This window comes from Chelatococcus daeguensis, from assembly GCF_001887265.1.
Classification (GTDB): Bacteria; Pseudomonadota; Alphaproteobacteria; order Rhizobiales; family Beijerinckiaceae; genus Chelatococcus_A; species Chelatococcus_A sambhunathii.
Genome location: NZ_CP018096.1, coordinates 21,898 through 38,894 on the forward strand (window position 1 = coordinate 21,898; position 16,997 = coordinate 38,894).

General features: G+C 68.2%; 13 protein-coding genes and 1 pseudogene. 11 read left to right on the forward strand and 3 right to left on the reverse strand.

The window, feature by feature from the left end; translation table 11 throughout:
- Nucleotides 1–63: 63 nt before the first annotated feature.
- The 3 genes and pseudogenes from BOQ54_RS17030 to BOQ54_RS17040 all read left to right on the forward strand — a co-directional run bounded on the left by BOQ54_RS17030 (nucleotide 64) and on the right by BOQ54_RS17040 (nucleotide 4,063).
- Nucleotides 64–1,528: pseudogene (locus tag BOQ54_RS17030) on the forward strand (aldehyde dehydrogenase family protein).
- A gap of 12 nt (nucleotides 1,529–1,540) precedes the next feature.
- Nucleotides 1,541–2,584, forward strand: coding sequence for a tartrate dehydrogenase (locus BOQ54_RS17035; protein ID WP_071924569.1), 1,044 nt, complete (start codon nucleotides 1,541–1,543; stop codon nucleotides 2,582–2,584).
- Between the two features lie 15 nt (nucleotides 2,585–2,599).
- Nucleotides 2,600–4,063 carry an NAD-dependent succinate-semialdehyde dehydrogenase gene (locus tag BOQ54_RS17040; RefSeq protein WP_055458862.1) on the forward strand — a complete coding sequence of 488 codons (1,464 nt, stop codon included), beginning with the start codon at nucleotides 2,600–2,602 and terminating at the stop codon, nucleotides 4,061–4,063.
- Nucleotides 4,064–4,115: 52 nt separating this feature from the next.
- Here the strand turns inward: BOQ54_RS17040 and BOQ54_RS17045 are convergent, their stop codons facing one another.
- Entirely contained in the window at nucleotides 4,116–5,393 is a 1,278-nt protein-coding gene (locus BOQ54_RS17045; protein ID WP_063188501.1) for an NAD(P)/FAD-dependent oxidoreductase, read from the reverse strand.
- A gap of 10 nt (nucleotides 5,394–5,403) precedes the next feature.
- The gene (locus BOQ54_RS17050) at nucleotides 5,404–6,072 is read right to left on the reverse strand and encodes a haloacid dehalogenase type II (RefSeq protein ID WP_063188499.1); all 669 of its coding nucleotides are present in this window, start codon (nucleotides 6,070–6,072) and stop codon (nucleotides 5,404–5,406) included.
- A 322-nt stretch (nucleotides 6,073–6,394) separates the two neighbouring features.
- On the opposite strand from BOQ54_RS17050, the gene BOQ54_RS17055 reads away from it, so the two are divergent.
- From BOQ54_RS17055 to BOQ54_RS17085, 7 genes are all read left to right on the forward strand, one after another.
- Nucleotides 6,395–7,249, forward strand: coding sequence for a GNAT family N-acetyltransferase (locus BOQ54_RS17055; RefSeq protein ID WP_071924570.1), 855 nt, complete (start codon nucleotides 6,395–6,397; stop codon nucleotides 7,247–7,249).
- A 13-nt stretch (nucleotides 7,250–7,262) separates the two neighbouring features.
- Nucleotides 7,263–8,639 (forward strand): aspartate aminotransferase family protein, encoded by a 1,377-nt coding sequence (locus tag BOQ54_RS17060; RefSeq protein ID WP_071924571.1) that lies wholly within the window; start codon nucleotides 7,263–7,265, stop codon nucleotides 8,637–8,639.
- 268 nt (nucleotides 8,640–8,907) lie between these two features.
- A complete protein-coding gene (locus BOQ54_RS17065) occupies nucleotides 8,908–9,624 on the forward strand; it encodes an HAD-IA family hydrolase (RefSeq protein WP_071924572.1) in 717 nt (238 codons plus the stop codon).
- A 63-nt stretch (nucleotides 9,625–9,687) separates the two neighbouring features.
- Entirely contained in the window at nucleotides 9,688–11,301 is a 1,614-nt protein-coding gene (locus tag BOQ54_RS17070; RefSeq protein WP_071924573.1) for an ABC transporter substrate-binding protein, read from the forward strand.
- A 154-nt stretch (nucleotides 11,302–11,455) separates the two neighbouring features.
- A complete protein-coding gene (locus tag BOQ54_RS17075; protein ID WP_055458855.1) occupies nucleotides 11,456–12,406 on the forward strand; it encodes an ABC transporter permease in 951 nt (316 codons plus the stop codon).
- 3 nt (nucleotides 12,407–12,409) lie between these two features.
- On the forward strand, nucleotides 12,410–13,261 hold the full coding sequence (locus tag BOQ54_RS17080; RefSeq protein ID WP_063188490.1) for an ABC transporter permease: 852 nt from the start codon (nucleotides 12,410–12,412) through the stop codon (nucleotides 13,259–13,261).
- Nucleotides 13,261–14,925 carry an ABC transporter ATP-binding protein gene (locus BOQ54_RS17085; RefSeq protein ID WP_063188488.1) on the forward strand — a complete coding sequence of 555 codons (1,665 nt, stop codon included), beginning with the start codon at nucleotides 13,261–13,263 and terminating at the stop codon, nucleotides 14,923–14,925. Before BOQ54_RS17080 ends, BOQ54_RS17085 begins: the two co-directional genes overlap by 1 nt.
- A gap of 6 nt (nucleotides 14,926–14,931) precedes the next feature.
- On the opposite strand, the gene BOQ54_RS17090 is transcribed toward BOQ54_RS17085, so the two are convergent.
- Nucleotides 14,932–15,414 (reverse strand): Lrp/AsnC family transcriptional regulator, encoded by a 483-nt coding sequence (locus BOQ54_RS17090; protein ID WP_019402962.1) that lies wholly within the window; start codon nucleotides 15,412–15,414, stop codon nucleotides 14,932–14,934.
- A gap of 251 nt (nucleotides 15,415–15,665) precedes the next feature.
- Between BOQ54_RS17090 and BOQ54_RS17095 the strand changes: the two genes are divergently transcribed.
- Complete coding sequence (locus tag BOQ54_RS17095) at nucleotides 15,666–16,991, forward strand: NAD(P)/FAD-dependent oxidoreductase (RefSeq protein ID WP_071924574.1); 1,326 nt, start codon at nucleotides 15,666–15,668, stop codon at nucleotides 16,989–16,991.
- The last annotated feature ends 6 nt before the right edge of the window (nucleotides 16,992–16,997 follow it).

The window sequence follows — 16,997 nt, forward strand, 5'->3', positions numbered from 1 at the left end:
CCTTCCGATCGCACCTGCGGACCGCGGCATGTGAGGCTTGCGGCCGCATCCGGAGATGAGCCCTTGTCGCTGAGTTTCGATCCTGCCGCGGTCATCATGCCGCAGGTCCATTTCATCGGCGGCGAGCGCGTGGCCGCGGCCGATGGCATCACGCTTCACCGCCCCTCAGACGGCGTGGCCTTCGCCAGTTGTCCGGTCGCCGATGCCGGCATCGTCGATCGCGCCGTCGGCGCCGCCAGAATGGCCCTCGCGACCAGCGGCTGGGGCCGGGTGCGGCCGCGCGAGCGCGTCGATGCCCTCCACCGCTGGGCCGATCTCATCGCGGCCGAGGCGATGACGCTGGCGCGGCTGGAGGCGGTGGCGTCGACCCGGCCGGTCGCGGAGCTGATCAGGGTCGACATTCCGATCACGGTCGAGCAGATCCGCTTCTTCGCGGAATTCGCCGACAAGGAAGGGGGCGACCTCGCCCCCCACAGCCGCCGACAGCGTCGGCATGATCGCGACGGAGCCCTATGGCGTCATCGGCGCCATCACGCCGTGGAACTTCCCGATCTCGATGGCCGCCTGGAAGCTCGGCCCAGCTCTCGCCGCCGGCAATGCCGTGGTGCTCAAGCCGTCGGAGATGACGCCCTTCGCCACGCTTTTCATGGCCGAGCTGTCGGTGCGGGCGGGATTGCCGGCGGGGCTGATCAACGTCGTGCTCGGCGACGGGCGCACCACCGGCGCGGCGATCACCAGCCATCCCGACATCGCCAAGATCAGCTTCACCGGCTCGACGGGCGCCGGGGCGGCGATCATGGAGAATGTCGCGCGCACCGGCATCAAGCCGATGACGCTGGAGCTCGGCGGCAAGAGCCCGCAGCTCGTCTTCGCCGACGCTGACCTTGCGCTCGCCGCCGGCGCCATCGCCCGCAGCATCCTCGCCAATGCCGGCCAGGTCTGCGTCGCGGGCTCCCGGCTCATCGTTGAGGCAACCGTCGCGGATGAGCTCATCGGGTTGATCACCAAGCATATGGCGGCGATCCGGCCCGGCCCGACCTGGGACGAGGCCACGGGCTATGCGCCGATCGTCTCCGCGCGCCAGCTCGGCCGCATAAAGAGCATCGTCGATGCCACCCTCGCGCAGGGCGCCCAGTGCCGCTTCGGCGGGGAGTGCCTCGACCGGCCGGGCTATTTCTATGCCCCGACCCTCATCGACGGCGTCGACGCCAACTCCCGGGCCGTCGCGGAGGAAATCTTCGGGCCGGTGCTCACCGTCCAAACCTTCCGCGAGGAAGAGGAGGCGCTCGCGCTTGCCGATCATCCGACCTACGGTCTCTGCGCCGGCCTCTATACGCGGGACCTGTCGCGCGCGCTGCGCCTGAGCGGCCGGCTGGAGGCCGGCACGGTGTGGATCAACCGCTATGGCCGCTCGCGCGACCACATCCTGCCGACCGGCGGCTACAAGCAATCGGGGCTCGGCAAGGACCTCGGCCGCGAGGCCTATCTCGCGAACCGCAGGTCGAAGAGCGTCCTTATCGCCATCTGAGGAGGAAGACCAGTGAAATCCTACAAGATCGCCCTCATTCCGGGTGATGGCATCGGTGTGCCCGTCACCGAAGCCGCCTGGGAGGTGCTGGGCAAGGCGGCGCGCGGCGCCGGTTTTTCCCTTGAAGGCACGACCTTTCCCTGGTCCTGCGACTTCTACGAGCGGACGGGCACGATGATGCCGGCGGATGGCATCGAGACCCTGCGCGGCTTCGACGCCATCCTGCTCGGCGCGGTCGGATGGCCGGCGCGCGTGCCCGATGCGGTCTCGCTGCACGGGCTGCTGCTGCCGATCCGCAAGGCCTTCGTGCAATATGCCAATATCCGGCCGCACCGCCTGCTGCCGGGCGTCAAGGGGCCGCTGCGCGCAGGCGCCTTCGACATTCTCTGCATCCGCGAGAATACCGAGGGCGAGTATTCCGGCGCCGGCGGCCGCGTCCATAACGGCACGGACGACGAGGTCGCGGTGGAGACGTCGATCTTCACGCGCAAGGGGGTGGAGCGCATCCTGCGCTTCGGCTTCGAAGAGGCGCGCCGGCGGCGGGGCAAGCTTGCCTCGGTGACCAAATCGAATGCCCAGAAGCATTCCATGGTGTTCTGGGACGAGGTCACGACGCGGCTCGCCGCCGACTATCCGGACGTCACGGTCACGAACTACCACATCGACGCGATGGCGGCGCGGATGGTGATGGCGCCGGAGAGCCTCGACGTCGTCGTCGCTTCCAACCTGTTCGGCGACATCCTGACCGATCTCGGCGCCGCCATCCAGGGCGGGCTCGGCTTCGCCGCCTCGGCCAACATCAATCCGGACCGCACCGCCCCGTCGATGTTCGAGCCGGTGCACGGCTCGGCGCCGGACATCGCCCATCTCGGCATCGCCAATCCGATCGCGGCGATCTGGTCCGGGGCGATGATGCTGGAGCATCTGGGCGAGCGGTCCGCAGCGGCGGCCGTCATGGCCGCCATCGAAGCTGCGACCGCACGCGGCATCGGCACAGAGCCCGGCAAGCACCGCACCACCGAGATCACCGCCGCCGTGCTCGCGGCACTCGCCTGACAGGAGACGAACGACATGACCATCGAAGGCCTTCGCGATCCCGGCCTCGTCCGGGAGGCCTGCCTCGTCGGGGGCCGCTGGAGCGGAGCCTCCGCCGGCCGGACGCTCGATGTGATCGACCCGGCCACGCAGTCGGTGCTCGGCACGGTGCCCGATGCCGGCGCCGAGGAGACCCGCGCCGCGATCGAGGCGGCGGCCGCCGCCTTCGAGCCCTGGCGTGCCAGGACGCCCGCCGAGCGCGCCGCGCTGCTGGAGGCGTGGCACGCGCTGATGCTGGAGCATCTGGAGGACCTCGCGCTGATCCTGACGCGCGAGCAGGGTAAGCCTCTTGCCGAAGCGCGGGGCGAGATCCGCTACGGCGCCTCCTTCGTCAAATGGTTCGCCGAGGAGGCGCGCCGCATCTACGGCACGACGATCCCTGCCCCGACGGCGGACCGGCGCATCGTGGTGCTCAAGCAGCCGGTGGGCGTCTGCGGCATCGTCACGCCCTGGAACTTCCCCAATGCAATGATCACCCGCAAGGTCGCCCCGGCGCTCGCCGCCGGCTGCACGGTGGTCATCAAGCCCTCGGAGCTGACCCCCTTCTCGGCGCTGGCGCTCGGCGTGCTCGCCGAGCGCGCGGGCATTCCGGCGGGCGTGATCAACATCGTCACCGGCATGCCGACGCCGATCGGGGCGGAACTGACCGGCAACCCCGCGGTGCGCAAGCTCTCCTTCACCGGCTCGACGCGCGTCGGCGCCCTGCTCATGCGCCAGGCGGCCGACAGCATCAAGCGGCTCAGCCTGGAGCTCGGCGGCAATGCGCCCTTCATCGTCTTCGACGATGCCGATCTCGACCTCGCCATCGAGGGCGTCCTCGCCTCGAAGTTCCGCAACGGCGGCCAGACCTGCGTCTGCGCCAACCGCATCCTCGTGCAGGACGGCATCTACGACCGGTTCGCCGAGAAGCTGTCGGCCAAGGTCGCGGCGATGAAGGTCGGCCCCGGCACGCAGGAGGGCGTCGCCATCGGCCCGATGATCAATGCCGCCGCGATCGAGAAGATCGAGCGCCACGTCGCGGACGCGCTCGCCAAGGGCGCCCGGCGGCTCGCGAGCGCCGCCGAGGTGCCGGACGGGCCGCAATACGCGTCCCCGACCGTGCTCGGCGACGCCAGCACCGATATGCTGCTCGCGAGCGAGGAGACCTTCGGGCCGGTGGCGCCGCTCTTCCGCTTCCGCCACGAGGAGGAGGCGATCGGGATCGCCAACGGAACGCCCTTCGGGCTCGCGGCCTATTTCTTCACGCAGGACCTGCGGCGCTCCTGGCGCGTCGGCGAGGCGCTCGAATTCGGCATGGTGGGGCTCAACACCGGCGCCATCTCGATGGAGGTCGCGCCCTTCGGCGGCGTCAAGCAGTCCGGCCTCGGCCGCGAGGGCTCGCAGCTCGGCATCGAGGAATATCTTGAGGTCAAGGCCTTCCACATGGGCGGCCTTGCCTGAGCGCATGGAAAAGGCGCCGGGGGATCCTCCCGGCGCCTGCAGCATCATGTGCCTACTGGATGCGGTCGAGCATCTTGTAATAGAGCCCGACCAGCGGCAGGAACCAGGGCTTGCCGAAATGGCCGGGCACCGCCGGCCAAGCGAGGTCCTTCAGGGGATTGCGGTCGGACCGGCCGAGGATCGCATCGGCCATGATCATGCCCAGATGCGTCGACAACTGCGCGCCGTGGCCGGAATAGCCCATGGCATACCAGACGCCGTCGGTACGGCCGGCGCGGGGATAGCGGTCCCTGGTCATGTCGACGAGGCCGCCCCAGCAATAGTCGATCTCGACATCGGCCAGCTGGGGGAAGATGCGTGCAAGGCTCGCCCGCAGGATGGCGCCGCTCTTTGCATCGGACGCCTCATCGGAGGTGGCCGAGAAACGCGCGCGCCCGCCGAAGATCAGGCGGTTGTCGGGCGCGAGGCGGAAGTAGTTGCCGATGTTGAGCGAGGTCACCGCGGTGCGGTTGCCCGGCATGGTCGCCGCGATCTCGGCCTCGCTCAATGGCCGCGTCGCGATGATGAAGCTGCCCACCGCGATGATGCGCCGCCGGAACCAGGCGAAGGGCCCGCTCGTGTAGGCCCCTGTCGCCAGCAGCACCTCCCTGGCCGAAAGGCTGCCGCGCGGCGTGCCGAGGAGATGCCGACCGCCCTTCTCCCGCCGTGCGGTCACGGGCGCATGTTCGTGGATCACCGCGCCGTGCCGCACGGCCGCGTCGGCCATGCCGGTGACGAAGCGACCCATGTGCATCATGGCGCTCTTCTTCGAGAGCATGGCGCCATGGAAGCCGTCGGAGCCGATCTCGCCGGCAAGATCCGCCCGGCCGAGGAGGGCCGTGTCGGGATCGACCTCGCGATGCACCGCCTCGAAGTTGCGCGCGATCGCGTCGAGATGCCCGGGCTTGGAGGCGAGCTTCAGCTTGCCGGCGCGGCGGAAGGCGCAATCGATGCCCTCCTCGGCGACGAGGCGCTCGATCGTGTCGACCGCATCGTCGAAGGCTTTGTAGAGCGCGATCGCCCGCTCGGTCCCCAGCGCCGCCTTGGCGGCGATGAAGCTGTGCGCGAGGCCGTTGTTGAGATGGCCGCCGTTGCGGCCGGAGGCGCCGCAACCGACGGTGCCGGCCTCCAGCACCACGACTTTTGCACCCGCCATCGCGAGCGCACGCGCGGCAGCGAGCCCCGTGAAGCCGCCGCCGACGACGGCGACGTCATAGGCGCCCTCGACCGGGCCGGAGGCTGCGCCCGCGAAGGGCGACGCCGTGTCGTGCCAGTAGGACCGGAACTGCATGGGCTGAGCCTCACAGGCCGAAGACGCCGGGAAGTCCCGAGATGTTCTTGATCTCGACGTAGCCGTAGTAGGGGTTCGCCGGCTCGTGGCCGCGGTTCACCCAGACCTTGTGCCTGATGCCGAGATCGTGTGCCGACATGAGATCGTAGCGGAACGAGGACGAGCAGTGCACGATGTCCTCCGGCCCGCAGCCCAGCATGTCGAACATGTATTCGAAGGCCTTGAAGCGCGGCTTGTAGGCGCCGGCCTGCTCGGCCGTGTAGACGGCATGGAACGGCGCGCCGAGCTTGGCGACATTGGACGGGATCTGCGCATCCATCGCGTTCGAGAGGATAACGAGCGGGATTTCCTTGGCCACCTTCGCGAGGCCGGCCGGCACGTCCGGATGCGGCCCCCAGGTCGGGACCTGCTCGTAGACCCAGCGCGCATCTTCCGGGCGGAAGGCGACATCGTTCCTGCGACAGGTCCGCGCGAGCGCGTTGTAGACCACTTCCTCATACGGCTTCCAGGCGCCGAGCACCTCGTCGAGCCGATAGGCGGCGAAATCGGCGAGGAACTGCTGCATGCGCGGCTCGTTAAGCCTCTCGCCGTAGAGCGTGCGCGCGGCATCGGCCATGGCGAAGTAGATCAGCGTGCCGTGGCAATCGAAGGTGACGTATTTGGGCTTGAAGGCGCTCATGGGTTCATTCCCTGCTGGCGAAAGGTCGGTTCGCTCCCACACCGATCATAGTCCGGGCGGATCCGGCCCCGGGCACCGCATTGCCGCCGCAGGGAAGCACAAAGTGCCGTCAGCCTTGCGGCCTTTGGCAGAGAGTTGCGCCTGCCACCGCCGCGCGGCCTGCCGAAGGGACCCTTCGCCCACCCATTGCATGGGGGGCTTTGGCATTCCATGCGGTCCCCGCCCACTCCTTCGGTCGAAGATGTCGCTCGGCCCCGATCCACAAGAGCAACTGCGCCGGCGTCTGTCTTATTCATGGAGCAAGGGAAACGGACCGAGGCACATGAATCAGGACACCATCGACCTCGCGATTTTCGACGAAAGCCACCTCGACGGCGCCCACGTCCTGTCGCGGGAGGCGAACTGGCCGCATCGGCGCGAGGACTGGGCCATGGTCCTGTCGCTCAGCCGCGGCTTCGTCGCCTTGGAGGACGGCGCCGTCGTCGGCACGGCGATGATGACGCCCTTCGGCGACACCGCCGCGACCATCAACATGGTCATCGTTGCCGCCGAGATGCGCGGCCGCGGCCTCGGCCGCCGGCTGATGGACAGGGCCCTCGCCGCCGCCGGCCCGCTGGAATGCCGCCTCATCGCGACCGCGGAGGGGCTGCCGCTATATGAAAAGCTCGGCTTCCGCGCGACGCACGAGATCCGCCAGCACCAAGGCGTGCCCGACGGGATCGCAGCGGTTGCGATGCCGCAAAGTGGCCGGGTCGCCTGGGCCGGCGCCGGAGACCTGGCGGCGATCGCCGCGCTCGATCGTCTCGCCCTCGGCATGGACCGGGGCCCCTTGCTGCACCTCCTCGCCAAAGCGGGGCGCATGGCCGTCCTGCGCGCTGCCGACGGGCAGGTTGCGGGCTACGGCGTGCTGCGTCCCTTCGGGCGCGGCGAGGTGATCGGGCCGGTGATCGCCGGCAGTGAAGAGGAGGCGCAGGCCCTGATCGCCTTTCTGATGGCGGCCCGCCCCGGCGCCTTCCTGCGCGTCGACACGCCCGCGCTCACGCACCTTTCGCCCTGGCTCGCCGCCTGCGGCCTCGAGGAGGTGGGCGGCGGCATCGCCATGTGCACCGGGCCCGCGCGGCCCGGTCCGTCGGTCCCTTGCAAGCCATTCGCCCTCGCCAGCCAGGCGCTCGGATAACCGGAGAACCGTCATGTTGAGCAATTCGCTGATCGAGCTCGATCGCGCCCACTGGGTCCACCCGGTCGCCTCCTATCGCGGCCACGAGAAGGCCGGAGTCCGCGTGCTGCGCTCCGCCAAGGGCGCGACCGTCACCGACGCGACCGGCCGCCAGCTCATCGACGGCTTTGCCGGGCTGTGGTGCGTCAATGCCGGCTATGGCCACGACAGCATCGTCGAGGCCGCCGCCAACCAGATGCGGGAACTGCCCTACGCGACAGGCTACTTCGGCCTCGGCTCCGAACCGGCCATCCGGCTCGCGGCGGCGCTCGCCGAGCGGGCCCCCGGCGATCTCGACCATGTCTATTTCACGCTGGGCGGCTCCGACGCCATCGACAGCACGGTGCGCTTCATCCGCTATTACCAGCAGGCGCGCGGCAAGCCGCAGAAGGACCAGTTCATCTCCATCGAGCAGGGCTATCACGGCTCGTCCACCGTCGGCGCCGGGCTGACGGCGCTGCCCGTCTTCCATGCCGGCTTCGGTGTGCCCTACGACTGGCAGCACAAGATTCCGTCGCACTACACCTACCGGAATCCGGCCGGCTCCGAGCCGGCGGCCGTCATCGCCGCGTCGCTCGCGGCGCTCAGGGCGAAGGTCGACGCCCTCGGCGGCCCCGAGCGCGTCGCCGCCTTCTATTGCGAGCCGATCCAGGGGTCGGGCGGCGTCCTGGTGCCGCCACCCGGCTGGATCAAGGCGATGCGCGATCTGTGTCGGGAGCTCGACATCCTCTTCGTCGCCGACGAGGTGATCACGGGTTTCGGGCGCACCGGCCCGCTCTTCGCCTGCGAGGACGAAGGCATCATCCCTGACCTGATGACGACCGCCAAGGGCCTGACCGCCGGCTACGTGCCCATGGGGGCCGTACTGATGTCGAGCAACGTCTACAATGTCATCGCCGATGGGGCGGGCGCGGCGACGATCGGCCACGGCTATACCTATTCCGCCCATCCGGTCAGCGCCGCGGTGGGACTCGAGGTGCTGCGCCTCTATGAAGGGGGGCTGCTCGACAACGGCCGCAAGGCCGGCAGGCGGCTGATGGAGGGGCTGCGCAGCCTCGCCGACCACCCGCTCGTCGGCGAGGTGCGCGGCCGCGGTATGCTGGCCGCCGTCGAGCTCGTGATCGACAAGGCGCGGAAGACCCCTCTGCCTGCGGCCTCTCTGCCGGCGCAGCGTATCTTCGACCGGGCCTGGAACAACGGCCTCATCATCCGCGCCTTCGGCAACGGCGTGCTCGGCTTTGCGCCGCCCTTGTGCTGCACCGAGGCCGAGATCGACGCCATCGTCGAGCGCACGCGGGCGACGCTCGACGAGACGCTCGCCGACCCGGACGTGCGCGCCGCGATGGCATGAGGCAGGGGCTGCGGCCCGGCCGGCGCCGCAGCCGATATTCCGCCAGGCCGGCGAATTCGGAATTTTGTGCCGCCGGATTTTCGACATTCGGCGAATCCGGCGATCCGGTCGGTGAGACAGTAGCGTTCAGAGCCGACGCAGACGCGGCAGGGGAACAGAGCGTGAGCATCGCAAGAGGCGCCTGAGCGGCGCGGCGATGACGTGACTGTGCTTTGCAGGTGATCACGGGATGTCCCGCCGGCGATACGCGGGATGAGGCGGAGGGACCATGGCCAAGAGTTTCGCCGATTTCCGCTACATGACCTTCGACGTCGTGGGCACGCTGATCGATTTCGAGGGCGGCCTCGTCGGCTGCCTTGAGGAGATCGCCCGGGAGGCCGGCGTCTCCTTCGACGGCGAGGAGGCCCTCGCGCTTTATCGCGCCGCCCGCTACATGCCGGATGCCGGGCACTTCCCCGACGACCTCGCCCGGGTCTATGGTGTGATCGCGCCGCAGCTGGGCCTGCCCTCGGGCGCCGCCCATGGCCAGCGCCTGCGGGACAGCGTGAAGGACTGGCGGCCCTTCCCCGACAGCGCCGACGCGCTCGCACGGCTGGCGCGGCGCTACAAGCTCATCGCCATGACCAATGCCCAGCGCTGGGCCTTCGCGCACTTCTCCCGCGCCCTCGGCGATCCGTTCTACGCCGGCTTCACGGTCGACGACACCGGGACGGAAAAGCCCGATCCCGCCTTCTTCGAACATGTCTTCGCCTTCGTCGAGAAGGACGGCGGCTCGCGCGACGAGATCCTGCACGTGGCGCAGAGCCAGTACCACGACATCGGCATCTCGCGCCGGCTCGGCCTCACCAATTGCTGGATCCAGCGGCGCCATGCCCAGCCCGGCTATGGCGGCACGATCGAGCCCGAGCGCTTCACCGAGCCCGACTTCCATTTCATCTCGATGGCCGGCCTCGCCGATGCCGCCGGGACCAAACCGGCCGCCTGAAAGGCGGAACCGGACAAAAAGCCGGCGGCAAACGCCGGCGACAAACCAGAGAAGGGAAAGACCGTGAGCGAGAAGATCACCTCCAGCTGGACGGGCGCTGACGACGCCCTTGTCGAACATGCCATCCGCCGCGGCGCCAACCGCCGCGACCTCCTGCAGATGTTGATGGCCGGCGGCCTCGCGGCCTCCGCCGGCAGCCTCGTACTCGCCCGCGCCAGCACGGCGCTGGCTGATACCCCGGTCAAGGGCGGCCACCTGAAGGCGGCCGGCTGGTCGTCCTCCACCGCCGACACGCTCGACCCGGCCAAGGCCTCACTCTCGACGGACTATGTCCGCTGCTGCGCCTTCTACAATCGGCTCACCTTCCTCAACCAGGGCGGCGTCCTGCAGATGGAACTCGCCGAGGCGATCGGCACGGAGGATGCCAAGGTCTGGACGATCAGGCTGAAGAAAGGCGTGACCTTCCACGACGGCCGGCCGCTCACCTCTGCCGACGTCATCTATTCGCTGAAACGGCATCTCGATCCGGCCACCGGCTCGAAGGTGAACGCCATTGCCAAGCAGATGGTCGACTTCAAGGCTGTCGACCCGCTGACGGTCCAGATCACGCTGGCGGCGCCGAACAGCGACCTGCCGACCATCCTGGCGATGCACCATTTCATGATCATCGCCGATGGCACCACCGATTTCTCGAAGGCGAATGGCACGGGCGCCTTCGTCTGCGAAAACTTCGAGCCCGGCGTGCGCTCGATCGGCGTGAAGAACAAGAACTACTTCAAGCCTGGCGGGGCAAACCTCGATTCATTCGAATTCTTTGCCATCTCGGAGGATACGGCCCGCGTCAACGCGCTCCTGGCCGGCGACATCCAGCTCGCGGCCGCGATCAGCCCGCGCTCGATGAGGCTCGTCGAGAGCCAGCCTGGCGTCGCCCTGTCGAAGACGACCTCCGGCAACTACACGAACCTCAACATGCGCCTCGACATGGCTCCGGGCGACAAGATGGATTTCGTGACGGGCATGAAATACCTGCTCAACCGGGAGCAGATCCAGAAATCGGCGCTGCGCGGTCTTGCGGAGATCGCCAACGACCAGCCCGTCTCACCCGCCAATATCTATCACAACAAGGAATTGAAGCCGAAGGCGTTCGATCCCGAGAAGGCGAAATTCCACTTTGAGAAAGCGGGCCTCCTCGGCCAGTCGATCCCCATCGTCACCTCCGAGGCGGCCAATGCGGCCATCGACATGGCGGTCCTCGTTCAGCAGGCCGGCAACGCCATCGGCATGAAGTTCGACATCCAGCGCGTGCCGTCCGACGGCTATTGGTCGAACTACTGGCTGAAGGCGCCCGTCCACTTCGGCAACATCAACCCGCGGCCGACCCCGGACATCCTGTTCTCGCTGCTCTATGCCTCCACCGCACCGTGGAACGAGAGCCGGTACAAGTCCGAGAAGTTCGACCAGATGCTCCTCGAGGCCCGCGGCTCGCTCGACGAGGCCAAGCGCAAGGAGATCTACGGCGAGATGCAGGTGATGGTCGCCGAAGAGGCAGGCACCGCGATCCCCGTCTACATCTCGAACGTCGACGCCATCTCCAGTAAGCTAAAGGGTCTCCAGCCCAACCCGCTCGGCGGCATGATGGGCTATGCCTTCGCCGAATACGTGTGGCTCGAGGCCTGAATCTTGCTTGCCTTGTAGCACATTGAGCACAAGGCATTTCGCTGCCGGACGGCATCCGGCCGGCACGAGGTGCTCGCGGGCCGGGTCCCATGTGGCCCGGTCCTCCTTCCTCGTGTCACACTCTCCCTGGAGCCATCAGCTGCAGGAGCGCCCGATGAACACTCACCTGTTGTCCCTGCTGGGCGGCCGCCTTCTCGTCGCGTTGTTCACCCTCTTCGTGGTGTCCTTCGTCGTGTTCGGCGCGACGCAGATCCTGCCCGGTGACGTGGCCGAGGTTCTCCTCGGCCAGGCCGCGACACCCGAGGCCGTGGCCGGCCTGCGCGCGGCCATGCATCTCGACGATCCGGCGATCCTGCGCTTCTTCTATTGGCTCGGCGGCCTGGTGACGGGCGATCTCGGCACGTCCTACGCCAACAACATGCCGATCGCGCAGCTGATCGGTGGCCGCCTCAAGAGCTCGCTGCAGCTCGCGGCCGCCACGGCACTGTTCTCGGTGCCGATCGCGCTCGCCCTGGGCATCACCTCGGCCATGCTGCGCGGCACGCTCTACGACCGCGCCATCACGACGGCCACGATCACGGTGATATCGGTCCCCGAGTTCATGGTGGCGACCGCGGGCGTCCTGATCTTCGCCGTCTGGCTGAAATGGCTGCCCTCGCTCTCGATCACGCGCAACGTCGATTCCTTCGGCGAACTCATCCGCATCTACGCCATGCCGGTCTTCACCCTGAGCTTCGTCATCTCGGCGCAGATGATCCGCATGACGCGGGCAGCCGTCATCGAGGCGCTCAACACTCCTTACGTCGAGATGGCGCGGCTCAAGGGCGCGTCCCGCACGCGCATCGTGCTGCGCCATGCGCTGCCCAATGCACTCGGGCCGATTGTCAACGCCGTGGCCCTGTCACTCTCCTACCTGCTCGGCGGGGTCATCATCGTCGAGACGATCTTCAACTATCCCGGCATTGCCAAACTGATGGTCGATGCGGTGTCGACGCGCGACCTGCCACTCATCCAGAGCTGCGCGATGATCTTCTGCTTCGTCTACCTGCTGCTGATCACGACGGCGGACATCATCGCCATCCTGTCGAACCCGAAGCTGCGCTGAGCCATGGCCATCGACGTCTCCCCCACCTTCAAGCCGCGCCTTCCGGGCTACCGGTTCAACCTGACCGGCTGGGCGAGCCTCGCCGTCGTCATCATCTGGGCGGCGGTCGCGGTCCTGGCGCCCTACCTGACGCCGCACGGCGTCGGCGACATCGTCGATCTCGACTACTTCGGCCCGATGAGCGCCGAGTTCCCGCTCGGGACCGACTATCTCGGACGCGACATGCTCTCGCGCATCCTGTTGGGCGCGCGCTACACGGTCGGCATCTCGCTCGCCGCGACGCTCATCGCCTGCACCGCCGGGGTGACGCTCGGCATGGCCGCTGCCGTCAGCGGCGGGTGGTTCGATGCGGCCCTCAGCCGTTTCCTCGATGCCTTGAACTCCATCCCCAGCAAGCTCTTCGGCCTCGTCGTCGTGGCCGGCGTCGGCTCCTCGATCCCGGTGCTCATCCTGACGCTCGCCATCATCTATACGCCTGGCTCCTATCGCTTCGCCCGGGCGCTCGCCGTCAACGTCAACACGATGGATTTCGTGACCGTGGCCCGCATCCGCGGCGAGAAGCTGGGCTATCTGATCGGCTCGGAGATCCTGCCGAACATCATCGGCCCGGTCTTCGCCGACGTCGGCATCCGCTTCGTCTTCATCGTGCTGCTGCTCTCGGGCCTGTCCTTCCTCGGGCTTGGCGTGCAGCCGCCCGAGGCCGACTGGGGAGCGCTGGTGCGCGAGAACATCGGTGGCCTGCCTTTCGGCGCTCCGGCGGTGATGGCGCCCTCCTTTGCCATCGCGAGCCTGACGATCGCGGTGAACCTGCTGATCGACAACCTGCCGCAGAAGATCCGGGATCGGAGCGCCTGATGAGCCACCTCGTCGAGATCCGGAACCTCAAGGTCGAAGCGACGACCGATGCCGGCCGGCGCGTCGACATCATCAAGGGTGTCGACTTCGACATCGCCGAAGGCGAGATCGTCGCGCTCATCGGCGAGAGCGGCTCGGGCAAGACCACGATTGCGCTGACCCTGCTCGGCCATACGCGGACGGGCTGCCGCATCGCCGGCGGCAGCATCCGCGTCGCAGGACGGGATATGGCACAGCTGAGCGAGAAGGGGCGAACCAGAGTCCGCGGCAGCGAGGTCGCCTATGTGCCGCAGAGCGCGGCTGCGGCCTTCAACCCGGCGCAGCGCATCATGGATCAAGTCATCGAGATCACCCGCATCCACGGTCTGATGCCGCGCGCCGCGGCCGAGGCCAAGGCGGTGGAACTGTTCCGCGCCCTTTCGCTGCCCTCGCCAGAGACGATCGGCACACGCTACCCGCACCAGGTTTCCGGCGGCCAGCTGCAGCGTCTGTCGGCGGCCATGGCGCTGATCGGTGATCCAAAGCTCGTGATCTTCGACGAGCCGACCACGGCGCTCGACGTCACCACGCAGATCGAGGTGCTGCGGGCCTTCAAATCCGTCATGCGGCAGAGCCGGATGGCCGGGGTCTACGTCTCGCACGACCTTGCCGTCGTCGCCCAGATCGCCGACCGCATCGTCGTGCTGAAGGGCGGCGAGGTGCAGGAGATCGGCACGACGCGCGAGATCCTGTCCGCGCCCAAGCATCCCTATACGCGCGCGTTGCTCGCCGCCTTCTCTCCGCCCGGCCGGGTCACAGCACAGCCGGCAGCGGAGAGCGACACCGCCCGGCCGGTTCTGGAGCTTGAGGCCGTGAGCGCCGGCTATGGCAAGCCCGGCGCCGACGGGACGCCGCCGATCCTCGCCGTCGACAAGGTCAGCTTCAGGCTCGAGCGCGGCCGCAATCTCGGCATCATCGGCGAATCCGGCTGCGGCAAGTCGACGCTCGCCCGCACCATCGCCGGTATCATCCCGCCCGCCTCGGGCCACATCTATTTGGACGGCAAGCCGGTCGCCCCCCGGGCGCGCGACCGCAGCCCGGACGAGTTGCGCAGACTGCAGATCGTCTTCCAGTCAGCGGACACCGCGCTCAACCCGGCGAAGTCGATCGCGGACATCCTCGGCCGGCCGCTCGCCTTCTATCACGGACTACGCGGCGCGGCGCGCGACGCCCGCATCGACCGGCTGCTCGACCTGGTGCATCTGCCGCGCACCCTGAAGCACCGGCTTCCAGCGGAGCTGTCGGGCGGCCAGAAGCAGCGCGTCAATCTGGCACGCGCCCTTGCCGCCGATCCCGACCTCATCCTGTGCGACGAGATCACCTCGGCGCTCGATACGGTGGTCGCCGCCGCCATCATCGACCTGCTGAAGGACCTCCAGCAGGAACTCGGCCTGTCCTATGTCTTCATCAGCCACGATCTCCACACCGTGCAGGCGATCTGCGACGAGGTGGCGGTCATGTATCGCGGTGAGAAGGTGGAGCAACTGCCGGCCAGGGATGTGGGCAGCGCCGCCGGGCACCCCTACTCCCGCCTGTTGATGGCGTCGGTGCCGAAGCTCGACCCGACATGGCTCGACCGGCTCGAGCGCGACCCCGAGCTCGTGGCCGCCTTCGCGAAGCGCTGAGAGCCGTCACGCGCTGACGGGAAAGAGGCTCGTCAGCGGCAGGTGCGGCTTCACGATCGGCGACTTCAGCACGACGAAGCTGAAATACTTGTCGATGCCGATATCGAGGTCGATCAGCCGCTCCATGAGCGTCTGATATTCGATGATGCCGCTGGTGACGAACTTGACGAGATAGTCGTAGCCACCGGAGACGAGATGGCACTCGACCACCTGGTCGAGCTTGTCGACGGCCGCGAGAAAACGGGCGAAATCGATCTGGCGGTGGTTCTTCAGCGTCACCTCGGTGAAGACCGTCAGCGTCTGGCCGAGCTTGCCGATGTTGATGAGGGCCGAATAGCCGAGGATATAGCCTTCCTGCTGCAGCTTCTTGACCCGCGTCAGGCAGGGGCTCGGCGAAAGGTGCACGAGATCGGCCAGCTCGACATTGGTGATCCGGCCGTTCTTCTGCAGCTCGCAGAGGATTTTGACGTCAATCTGATCGAGCTTCATCGCAACCTCGTCGGGCTGGGCGCTTCGCCGTCGAGGCGCCGTCTTGCTCTCGCGAGCCGGGTGCAGGCGACAGCCTGCACCCACCATACAGCAGATAGTGCCGTAGAAAAATCGAGAAGCTTGCCGGCATTAACGGAATAATATCGCAGATGGCTGGGGTACCCGCGAAAGGAAATGCCGCGTCGGATCGATCTACGGTGCCCGCGCCTTCTGCGGGGGCGCTAGGGTCTTTGCGTCCAGGGAGACCCACGATGCCGGCGCCACTTTTCGAGATCGAGACCAGCCCGACCCTGCCCGAGCGGGCCGATGTCGTCGTGATCGGCGGCGGCATCGTGGGCGTCTCGACCGGCTATTATCTCGCGCGCCGCGGCCTCAAGGTCGCCTTGCTGGAAAAGGGCCGGATCGGCGCCGAGCAGTCGAGCCGCAACTGGGGCTGGTGCCGCCAGCAGAACCGCGACGCCCGCGAGTTGCCGATGGCAACGCACAGCCTCGCGCTCTGGGACCGCCTCGCCACCGAGATCGGCGAGGACCTCGGCTTCCGCCGCTGCGGCCTGCTCTATCTCAGCAACGACGAGGCCCAGCTCTCCGTCTGGGCCAAGTGGCGCGATTTCGCCGCGAGCGAAGGGGTCGTCACGCACATGCTCTCAAGCGAGGAGGCCTCCGCCCGCGGCAGCGCGACCGGGCGGCGCTGGAAGGGCGGCGTCTTTTCCCCGAGCGACGGCACAGCCGACCCCGCACGGGCCGCTCCGGTAATCGCCCGCGGCATCATGGCTGCCGGCGGCACGGTGCATCAGTTCTGCGCGGCGCGCGGCATCGAGACGGCCGGCGGTCGCGTCGCTGCCGTCGTGACGGAGAAGGGCACGATCCGCACCGCGACCGTGGTCCATGCGGGCGGGGCTTGGGCCTCCTCCTTCCTCAACCAGCGCGGCATCCGCTTTCCCCAGTCTTCCGTACGCGCGTCGATCCTCTCCGTCGCCCCCGGCGCAGCGGGTCTGCCCGATGCGCTCCATACGACCGAGGTCTCGGTCACGCGCCGCGCGGACGGCGGCCATACGCTGGCGATCAGCGGCGGCGCCCGCGTCGATCCGACCCCACAGCAGCTGCGTTTCGCCCGCCAGTTCGTGCCTATGTTCCTCAGGCGCTGGCGCAGCCTCGCCCCGGGCGGGCTCCAAGGCTGGCGGGCCGGGCACGAGACGCTCGCACGCTGGCGGCTCGACGCGCCAACGCCGATGGAGGCGACGCGGATCCTGGATCCCACCCCCGATCCGCGCCAGATCGCCGAGACCCACGCCCGGGCGCGGCGCCTGCTGCCGGCCCTCGAGGCGGTCCCCGTCGCGGCGCGCTGGGCGGGCTATATCGACAGTACGCCGGACGGCGTGCCGGCCATCGGCGAGCTCGCAGCCCTGCCGGGCTTCATCCTCGCCGCTGGTTTCAGCGGCCATGGCTTCGGTGTCGGCCCCGGCGCGGGCCACATGATCGCGGACCTCATCACGGGCACGAAACCCATCGTCAATCCGGCGCCCTACCGGCCGGAACGGCTCGAAGGCTCCGCCTTCGGCAAGGTCGCGGAGTTCTAGGGACCG

Coding starts and splice junctions, on each gene's coding strand:
- BOQ54_RS17040 (WP_055458862.1), top strand. CDS start 2,600: ATGACCATCGAAGGCCTTCGCGATCCCGGCCTCGTCCGGGAGGCCTGC.
- BOQ54_RS17045 (WP_063188501.1), bottom strand. CDS start 5,393: ATGCAGTTCCGGTCCTACTGGCACGACACGGCGTCGCCCTTCGCGGGC.
- BOQ54_RS17050 (WP_063188499.1), bottom strand. CDS start 6,072: ATGAGCGCCTTCAAGCCCAAATACGTCACCTTCGATTGCCACGGCACG.
- BOQ54_RS17055 (WP_071924570.1), top strand. CDS start 6,395: ATGAATCAGGACACCATCGACCTCGCGATTTTCGACGAAAGCCACCTC.
- BOQ54_RS17060 (WP_071924571.1), top strand. CDS start 7,263: ATGTTGAGCAATTCGCTGATCGAGCTCGATCGCGCCCACTGGGTCCAC.
- BOQ54_RS17065 (WP_071924572.1), top strand. CDS start 8,908: ATGGCCAAGAGTTTCGCCGATTTCCGCTACATGACCTTCGACGTCGTG.
- BOQ54_RS17075 (WP_055458855.1), top strand. CDS start 11,456: ATGAACACTCACCTGTTGTCCCTGCTGGGCGGCCGCCTTCTCGTCGCG.
- BOQ54_RS17080 (WP_063188490.1), top strand. CDS start 12,410: ATGGCCATCGACGTCTCCCCCACCTTCAAGCCGCGCCTTCCGGGCTAC.
- BOQ54_RS17085 (WP_063188488.1), top strand. CDS start 13,261: ATGAGCCACCTCGTCGAGATCCGGAACCTCAAGGTCGAAGCGACGACC.
- BOQ54_RS17090 (WP_019402962.1), bottom strand. CDS start 15,414: ATGAAGCTCGATCAGATTGACGTCAAAATCCTCTGCGAGCTGCAGAAG.
- BOQ54_RS17095 (WP_071924574.1), top strand. CDS start 15,666: ATGCCGGCGCCACTTTTCGAGATCGAGACCAGCCCGACCCTGCCCGAG.